The organism is Ruegeria sp. CJ2, from assembly GCF_056536745.1.
The window spans coordinates 228,140-237,151 of the sequence record NZ_JBQFQF010000007.1 but is presented as its reverse complement, the minus strand read 5'-3'; the positions used below and the strand labels follow the sequence as shown (position 1 = coordinate 237,151).

Sequence of the window (9,012 nt, the reverse complement as noted above, 5' to 3'; positions counted from 1 at the left end):
CCCACAGTGCATTGGGCTATCGCCCGCCAGCACCTGAAACCATCATCCCAATGGATTACAGGCCGACGATGCACTAACAATCAATTTGGACCAGTCAGATGAGGCTGCTCATCCCAGCACCGCCAATCCGCCATACCGGCGCGCCTGGACTTCGAAGGCGAGGAAGCGGCGCAGAAAGGACTGGCTGAGCCCCTTGGGGACAGGGGGTCCAAAGAGCGTGGTCCAGGTGGCGATCAGCGCCGCCCGGTCCATCGCTTCGATCTCGCTGATTGTTGGATCGGTCATGTCGCGGCTGGCTTGGCGGTGATCTTGTAGGTTGCGGTTCCACCATCGGCATCGGGCGGCAGGCGGTCGATCTTGTAACCGGCCTTGCGCAGGGTGCTGAGCGCGGCGCGCACCGAAAGGGGTCGCCAGCCGGTGGCTTTCTGCAAGGCGATCAGATCGGCGCCAGCCTTGCGGGCCAGCATGCGGCGTACGAGCGCCGACTTGGTTTCCGGCTTCGATTTGGTTGTAAGATTTGGCATCCTGGTCTCCTCGGATATGCGGATCGGCACCCTGCCGGTCCTACCGAGCCACGCCCGAACCCCGGGCGCGAGACCAATGACGCTCTGTTCGGAACAGAAGTCCAGTCGAAAGGGCGCGAGCACTTGAGGACCTTATAAGCGTTTGTCAACCAACGATAATTTTCCTTGACGCAGGAGGTTCTTTGGCGCAATGTTAATGCCAACCCGTCGCAGAAGGAAGCTTGCGACCACCGACCCGTAACCCAAGAGGTGCGCAGAGTGTCGGCTGGTGTAACAGCTTCCCGCGATGTATCCCCAGCCTGTCTCTCGTGCCTCGGCCCAAGCCAAGGAGGCACGGCTGTGAAAGATCAAGAACACTCCAAGTCCGACGCAGCAGATGTCGGTAATCAAGCGACTGCAGGTCCGTCACGCGACCCGCAGGTTGCGCTCCAGAACGACCCGTTTCGTGAATTCCTGTTTGTTTGGATCGCGGTCGACCTTATCGACGCGGCGCCTCGCCGTGTGCGTCGCGGGCGTTTGAGGCCCAGTACCAACAACGGCCTGTCCCTGCCGGCGGTAACATCATACGGCCGGAGTGGTTCGGCGCTGCGCAAGTCAGCCTCTGCCGCGCAGACAGATAGAAATACACAGCGTACAAAACTGCATTCTTGGGGAAATGACAGCCCTTCAACGAGATCGTGCTCAAGTAACTTGTTCGAAAACTATTCGAAGAGTGCAATCCTCAGACCACGCATGCTCGTCAACTAGACCCCAGAGTTTGCGACACATCCACTAACGGTCAAAAGAACAGTTGACGGATGGGAAACTCACAGCGCAAGGTGGTCCGAGCTACCTGCGTTTAAGTTTATTTAGTTGTTGTTTGTATAGGAGTGGGTATGCCTGCCGATGACTCGGGTTTTGCGGACCACGAGGATGCGAAACCAAAAGTAACCTGGCTGGAACAAAGTTTGTGGAAGGCCATCTCTAACTCTCCGGCCGAACACAAGTCAGGGACAGCAGGCTGGTTGAGCGCGTGGCTTGGCATACTAGCGTCGCGTATTGGAAACGTGCGCGTTGGGGCTTTGTTTGAGCTAGATGGCAACGCACTGAATGCCGTAGTTGAATACCCTGAAGGCGCTGTGCCGCCGACAGCCCTTACTCTGGAGGTTCACAGGGCTGTCAAGGCGGGAACCGGTGTCGCGACCACGCTTGAAGGCGACGGTGCCATTGCGGTTTGTGCATTGCCGATTGAATTTGATGGCGGTGCGAAATGGGTGTTGGCACTGGCACTTGCCGACGCAACTCAGGACCGTATCCGCGTTACTCTTCGTGAGATGCAGTGGTCAGCCGCCTGGCTGCGCGAGCAGGAATGGGCGAAAGCGGCAGGCAATTCGAATGCCTCTCTTGAGCGGTTGCGAATGGCGACCGAGGCGTTGGTCGCCGCGCTTGATCGCACGCGATTTGTCGAAGCTGCGATGACAACTGTCACGGAACTGGCCCGGCGGTTCGACTGTGACCGTGTTTCGATCGGGTTCTCAAAACGCCGACGTCAGAAGATTGTCGCAATCTCTCACGCGGCGCGATTTGCGGAACGCATGCAGATTGTTCAACTTGTTCAATCCGCTATGGAAGAGGCCTGCGATCAGCGTATGGCGATGATCTTTCCCAGTCAGGATCAAGCGCCTTATCAGCGCGCGCATGAGGTCTTGTCGCGCAAACTGGGCTCTTCTCAGATACTAAGCATACCGATGCTGTCGGGTGATCGGATCTATGGTGCGGTGACGATGGAGCGATCAGGCGACGCGTTTACGCAGGAGAATGTCGAGGCCCTGCAGACCATCGCTGCAATGGTCGGTCCGGTGTTGGAAGAAAAGCGGCTGAATGATCGCTGGTTATTGTGGAAAGTCCTGGAAACACTTGGGCGACAATTGAAGTTCACGCTCGGACCGACGCATTTCACCCGAAAGATCGTACTGCTTGTTGCTGCCGCTATTGTCGGATTTTTCTGGTGGGCCACCGCCCCGTACAAGGTGACAGCGGATGCGGCGATTGAAGGAACGGTTCGCCGGGCTTTGGTCGCGCCTTTTGACGGGTTTATCCTGACGGCAGACGTGCGCGCCGGTGACGCTGTCGCTAAGGGTCAGGTGCTTGCAAAACTGGATGATGCGGATCTGGCGCTAGAACGGCTGCGTTGGGTGACCGAGCGGCAGCAGTATGAATTAAGCTATGAAGACGCGTTGGGGCAGCGGCTTAGGGCCGACGCAGCGCTTGCAAAGATCGGGATCGAGCAGGCTGAAGCTCGGGTGGCGCTGATCGACGCCGAACTGGAACGCACGACGATCCGCGCACCCTTCGACGGGCTGGTGATCTCGGGCGATCTTTCGCAATCTATCGGAACTGCCGTGTCCAGAGGGGATCTGATTTTCGAGATCGCGCCGCTAGACCACTACCGGGTCGTTCTCGAGGTGGACGAAACCCAAATCGCAGAAATTGAACCCGGTCAGCATGGTGAGTTGATTGTGGCGTCTCTGGCTAACGAAATATTTGAAGTGAGAGTGTCCAAAGTCACGCCAGTTGCACGTGTGGTCGATGGGCGAAACGTCTTTGAGGTCGACGCGCTGGTCGAAGGAAACTCGTCACGATTGCGCCCGGGCATGGAGGGTATTTCAAAGATAAACATAGAAGAGCGCCGCCTGATTTCGATCTGGACCCGACAGTTCACGGACTGGGTGCGTATGGCGCATTGGCGTTGGTTCGGGTGACATGGAAACACTCGAAAGCTCCTCCTGGCATCGCGTTGCCGATCTGAAACCACGGTTTCGACCGCATGCCGATATTCACCGGCATGTTTATCGGGGGCATGTCTGGCATATCGTTCAGGATCATCAATCCGGTCGGTATTTCCGGATTTCGCCTGCCGCCTATCATCTGGTTTCGCAGATGAATGGGATGCGAACGGTCGAAGAGATCTGGCGAAATGCCGGGCAACGATGGGGGACTGACAGACCAACGCAGGACGAAACGATACGGCTGATTGCGCAACTGGGGCAGGCGGACCTGCTGGTCGAGGGCGCGCCGACGGATATCAGCGCAATTGCACGCCGGGCCGAGATCGGACGCAGCCGGGATATGCTCGCCAGGATCAAGAACCCGATGGCGATCCGGATACCGCTTTTTGACCCTGACCGTTTTTTGTCTGCAACCCAGATGTTGGTGCGCCCGCTGTTCACCCTTTGGGGCCTGATCGCTTGGCTGGGGCTGATCGGGTTCGGGATCGTTACGGCAGCTTTGAACTGGCCAGAACTGATGTCGAACCTGCTGGATCGTATTCTGGTTACCGAGAACCTGATCCTTTTGGTAATTACCTACCCGTTCGTAAAAGCCTTTCACGAGCTTGGGCATGCCTATGCCGTTAAGGTCTGGGGTGGGGAAGTGCACGAAATCGGCGTGATGCTTCTGGTCTTTATGCCGGTGCCTTATGTGGATGCGTCATCTTCGGCAGCTTTTCCTGAAAAGTATCAGCGCGTTGTTGTTGGCGCCGCCGGTATCATAGTCGAAGTGGCGCTTGCGGCGATTGCAATGATCGTCTGGGCCAATGCGGAAAGCGGGCTGGTCACGGCTATCGCCTTCAATATGATGTTGATCGGCGGCGTGTCGACGGTTCTTTTCAATGGCAACCCATTGTTGCGTTTCGACGGATATTACGTTCTGGCTGATCTTATCGAAACGCCGAACCTGGGGCCGCGATCCAATCGTTATGTCCAGTTTCTGGTGCAAACACATGTTTTGGGGATGCACACTGTCGACGATCCCGCCACCACGCCGGGTGAGCGTCGCTGGTTTTTCGCCTATTCGGTCGCGGCTTTTCTTTACAGGCTGACGATCATGGCCGCGATTGCAATGTTCGTTGCGGGCAAGTTCTTTTTCTTCGGCGTCGTTCTGGCCATTTGGGCAATCACAATGATGCTGATCTGGCCGATAATAAAAGGTCTGAAATTCATTTTGACTGACGCTCGCCTTGACGGTCAGCGTCCTCGCGCCATCGGGATAACGGCTGCGGCGGTATGTTTTGTTCTGTGGGTGTTGGCTGGTGTGCCGATCCCGTATCGCACCATGACACAAGGCGTCGTCTGGGCCGAGGAAAACGCGCAGGTTCGTGCAGGCGCCAGCGGTTTTGTGAGCGAAATTTTCGAACAACCCGGAACGATTGTGGAGCAGGGAGCGACGCTGGTGCGGTTTGAGGACCCCATTGCCGCGAGCCGCGTGAACTTGTTGGAAATAGATTTGCGCGCCAACCTGGCACGTTACGAAGGCGTTCGGGCCATTGATCTGGTTCAGGCCAAGATCTTTTCGGAACAGGTCGAATTGGCAAAATACCGGTTGGACGCCGAAAAGCTGCGGGCGTCGGAAATGGAAATCACCGCCCCTCAGAGCGGGCAGTTCGTTCTGGTCGATGCCGACGCTTTGATTGGTCGATATGTGCGCAAGGGCGCGCTGCTGGGGTTCGTGATGCCGGATGGCGCGCCTTTGATCCGTGCCGTGGTCTTGCAATCGCAGATCGACCTTGTCAGATCCCGTCTTGTAGGCGTCGAGTTTCGCGCTGCCAGCGGCATGCGCCGCGAAGTATCGGGCACAATCTTGCGGGCTCCCCCAGCGGCCGTTTCGGACGTACCGTCCGAAGCCCTGGCAACTTCGGCCGGAGGACCGGTGGTGGCGCAAGTTGCAGAAAACGGCCGAGCCCGTGCGATCGATCCGTTTTTCATTGTCGATATCGTTCCCAATGAACCCATGTCACTTGGGGTCGGCGAGCGGGTTTACGTCAGATTTGATCACGGTCCCGAACCAGTTCTGTTCCGCATTTCCAGAAGCGTTCGGCGTCTGTTTCTGAGTCAGTTCGATGTCTGAGGCGATCTGGCTTTCACCTCTGCGTCTCTACCCGGAACGCGACGACGGGCATCTTGATCCCAGGCTGAGCCCAGCTGCGCGCATAGAAGGTCTTTGGGCGTCTCGTTTTGCCAAGCTCAGGGCGGTCAAGCTTCGCCGTAAAATCCTGCCCAAAGTACAAAAAGCACAGCGGCGAATGGCGCGTATGTCGGCGTCAGAAATTGCGCAGGAGCAGTTGGAAATCCGAACGCTTTTGCGCCGCGCAAACGGATATCCAGCCGATCTTTCCGCTCGCGCTTTGGTTGTGGCGGCGCACGAGGCGACAGCCGTTCTGGGTATGACACCGCATCCGGTGCAGTTTGTCGGGGCCTATGCTTTGCTGTCGGGGATGCTGGCCGAGATGGAAACCGGTGAAGGCAAAAGTCTTACTGCGGCGCTGGCGGCTGCTGTAGCCGGCATGGCAGGCGAGCAGGTCCATCTAATCACCTCAAACGATTACCTTGCGACCCGCGATGCGGACAGCTTCAGAAAGTTTTTTGGCCGGTTCGACTTGACCACAGCTGGGGCGACGAACGGGCAAAGCCCGGCCGACCGGATGGCGGTGTATAGTGCAGATATTGCCTATCTTTCAAACAAAGAGGCTGCGTTTGACTATCTGCGCGATCGTCTTGATCGTCGGACAGGTGAGGGAGAGATCGGCGCCACGCTTCGGAATTATCTGGATGGAGACAACGGCCTGCGGATGCGAGGATTGCCCTTTGCGATCGTGGACGAGGCCGACAGCGTTATGATTGACGAGGCGCGCACGCCGCTGATCCTGTCTGCCGAACGGGAAACGGAATTGGACGAAGCGGTTTGCCGTCTGGCGTTTTCCTATGCGGATAAATTGCAGGAGGGCACAGATTTTCAGGTCGAAAAGGATTTGATGCGGATCACGCTTACCGAGGACGGGGGTGAAAAGCTGGATGCTCTGGCCAATGATGCGCCGCCACCCTGGGACATGCGGATTTTTCGCGAAGAACGGGTCAGGCAGGCACTGGCGGCGCGTTATCTTTTTGAACGCGACCGTCACTATCTGGTTAACGAGGATAAAGTGCAGATCATCGATGAATATACCGGCCGTATTCTGGCTGATCGGTTCTACGCCGAGGGTTTACATCAAATGATTGAAGCAAAGGAAAAATTACCTCCCTCCAGTCGCAGGGTTACCTTGGCGCGGATTACGTATCAGGTGTTCTTTCGCCGCTATGTGAGGTTGGCGGGAATGACCGGAACCGCGCAGGAGGTTGCCGATGAATTCTGGTCAGTTTACGGCCTGCCTGTCGCGCGGATTCCCACCCATCGTCCGGTCAGACGTCAGCATCGCAGTCCCAAAACTTACCCAACAAGTGCTGAACGGTGGGAGGCTGTGGCTGACCGCGTTGAAGAGTTTCAAGTAACAGGTCAACCAGTGTTGATCGGAACCAGATCAGTCGGCGCGTCGCTTGAAGGGTCGGATGTTTTGACGGCCCGAGGCATCCAGCATGTGGTTCTAAACGCCGCGCAGGATGCTGAAGAGGCCGACATCATTGCGCGCTGCGGTCAGTTGGGTCGCGTGACAATTGCGACCAACATGGCCGGTCGGGGCGCTGACATCCGTATCGGGACAGGTGTTGCAGAGCTGGGCGGGCTGGCGGTTGTCATGACTGAATATCACGATGCCGGGCGTATCGACCGCCAACTTGCCGGCAGATGCGCACGCCAGGGCGAGCCGGGCCAGTTCGAAGTTTTCGTGTCAGACGAAGATGCGCTTTTGGCCGAGCACGGATCTCAGGCCGATCAAATTCTAACTCGCTACGTCAAGAAGGAAGACGCAGGGCTTCATCTGCTTGCGCAACGGCGTGCCGAACGCAAACACCGCCGGATGCGTACGGCCCTTTTGAAGGCGGACAGAAAACTATCGGAGGCGCTGCCCTATGGTGATTAGGATGCTTGGATTGACCCTGTCCGCTGTCTTGGTGACGATCGGTGCGCCGGCGTTGTCAGATCAGACGACGTTTGATTGTGTGATTGATCCGGCCAGCATAATTAGGCTGGGCGGCACCACATCAGGCAGCCTTGCCGAAGTACTTGTCGACCGTGGCGACCCGGTTGCCAAGGGTCAGGTCGTGGCGATGCTGGATTCCGAACTCGAACGGGCAACGGTCGAGTTGCTGAGGCTGCGGGCGAATAACAGAGAAACGATCGAAGCCTATATCGCTGAGCTTGTTTTTGCGAAAAAGCAACTGGACCGGTTGGAGGTGCTGGTCAGCCGCGATGTTGCCTCGGTTGCTGCAATTGATCAGGTTCGGTCTGAAGCGGCGATTGCTGAGCGCAACGTGGCAAATGCCGAGTTGGATCAGGAAGTCGCGCAGATGGAACTCAGGCGCGCGGAAATCCAGTTGGAACGGCGCAAGATCAAAAGCCCGATCGACGGGCTGGTTGTCAGCCGCCTGCTATCTCCCGGTGAATATCTGACCGAGGAAGGGTCGGTGCTTGTTCTGACGCAGTTGGATCCTCTGTATGTCGAGGTTTTCCTGCCGGTCGAACTTTATGGTCAGATTGGCATCGGCGATCAGGTTGTGGTTGAGCCGGACGCCCCGGTTGGGGGGCAGTACGAGGCCGAAATTGCAGCTGTTGATCAGGTGTTCGACACCGCCTCAGGCACTTTTGGCGTCAGGTTGTTAATGCCGAATCCAGACAGCGAAATTCCCGGCGGGCTTAGATGCCTGGCGAAATTTACAATTGACAGCGCGCTTGTCGCTGATTGATGATTTGTTAATTAACCGAAAGGAATTGGGTAGTTATGTCCGAACAAAATTCTTCAGAAGCCCGACAGCCACAGTTTTATCAAAGCCCCGAACCGCTGGATGCGCGCAAGCACGGGGATCTGAAATTTAGAAACGACACCGGGTACGGATTTGCCCGCACAGCAACAGGTGTCATGATCACCGCCGCGGAATTTGTGCATGCGGCCAAACATTATCCAATCGTGTTTACAGAAGCGAACCAGGCCGTTCCGATCGCCCTGATGGGGGTACGAAGCGGGGAAAACCTGTTTGTGGATGCCGACGGGAATTGGAAAGAAGGCGTGTACATTCCCGCCTATATTCGTCGCTATCCATTTGCGTTCGTTTCTAGCACAGATGCCGATCGGTTGATCCTTTGCGTGGACCGCGACAGTCAGCACGTTTCCGAGGAAGACGGCGAGCCGCTATTTGTCGATGGTGAAGCGACTGCCGTCACCAACAGCGCGCTTGAGTTTTGCACTGCGTTTCAGCGACAGCACAACGTGACTCAGCAATTGTGTGAAGCATTGAAGGAACACGGATTGCTGTCAAAACGCAGGGCGGACGTCTCGCTTGGGCCGATTGAGAAAACCGCTGTCACGGATTTTCTGGCGGCGACCGAAGATGCCCTTGCCGGTCTGGAAGATGACAGCTTTCTGGACCTGCGGCGCAGGGGATTGCTTGGCTTTTTGTACGTCCATCTGATGTCGCTTACGAACTTCAACACGCTTGCCCAGATGGCTGTTCAGGTTGATTCGGATGCTGCGGCGTAAATCAACTTTGCGTGTCTTTCTTAAAACGAAAATCAGCAAGCCTTT

At 56.8% G+C, this 9,012-nt stretch carries 7 protein-coding genes; 5 read left to right on the top strand and 2 right to left on the bottom strand.

Annotated elements, in window-relative coordinates; all coding sequences use genetic code 11:
• Positions 1–108: 108 nt before the first annotated feature.
• Positions 109–285 carry a hypothetical protein gene (locus ACR0MS_RS12560; RefSeq protein WP_480572710.1) on the bottom strand — a complete coding sequence of 59 codons (177 nt, stop codon included), beginning with the start codon at positions 283–285 and terminating at the stop codon, positions 109–111.
• Positions 282–524, bottom strand: a complete 243-nt coding sequence (locus ACR0MS_RS12555; protein WP_480572712.1) for a DUF3489 domain-containing protein — start codon at positions 522–524, stop codon at positions 282–284. The genes ACR0MS_RS12560 and ACR0MS_RS12555 overlap by 4 nt, the downstream gene beginning before the upstream one ends.
• A gap of 875 nt (positions 525–1,399) precedes the next feature.
• On the opposite strand from ACR0MS_RS12555, the gene ACR0MS_RS12550 reads away from it, so the two are divergent.
• The 5 genes from ACR0MS_RS12550 to ACR0MS_RS12530 are packed head-to-tail and all read left to right on the top strand — an operon-like array spanning position 1,400 to position 8,967.
• Entirely contained in the window at positions 1,400–3,265 is a 1,866-nt protein-coding gene (locus ACR0MS_RS12550; RefSeq protein WP_170621122.1) for a GAF domain-containing protein, read from the top strand.
• A 1-nt stretch (position 3,266) separates the two neighbouring features.
• Positions 3,267–5,408, top strand: a complete 2,142-nt coding sequence (locus ACR0MS_RS12545; protein WP_480572715.1) for a peptidase M50 — start codon at positions 3,267–3,269, stop codon at positions 5,406–5,408.
• Positions 5,401–7,353, top strand: coding sequence for a preprotein translocase subunit SecA (locus tag ACR0MS_RS12540; protein ID WP_480572717.1), 1,953 nt, complete (start codon positions 5,401–5,403; stop codon positions 7,351–7,353). The genes ACR0MS_RS12545 and ACR0MS_RS12540 overlap by 8 nt, the downstream gene beginning before the upstream one ends.
• Before the next feature lie 10 nt (positions 7,354–7,363).
• Positions 7,364–8,176, top strand: coding sequence for an efflux RND transporter periplasmic adaptor subunit (locus ACR0MS_RS12535; RefSeq protein ID WP_480572719.1), 813 nt, complete (start codon positions 7,364–7,366; stop codon positions 8,174–8,176).
• 35 nt (positions 8,177–8,211) lie between these two features.
• Positions 8,212–8,967: a SapC family protein gene (locus tag ACR0MS_RS12530; RefSeq protein ID WP_170621118.1), complete on the top strand. Its 756-nt coding sequence runs from the start codon at positions 8,212–8,214 to the stop codon at positions 8,965–8,967.
• The last annotated feature ends 45 nt before the right edge of the window (positions 8,968–9,012 follow it).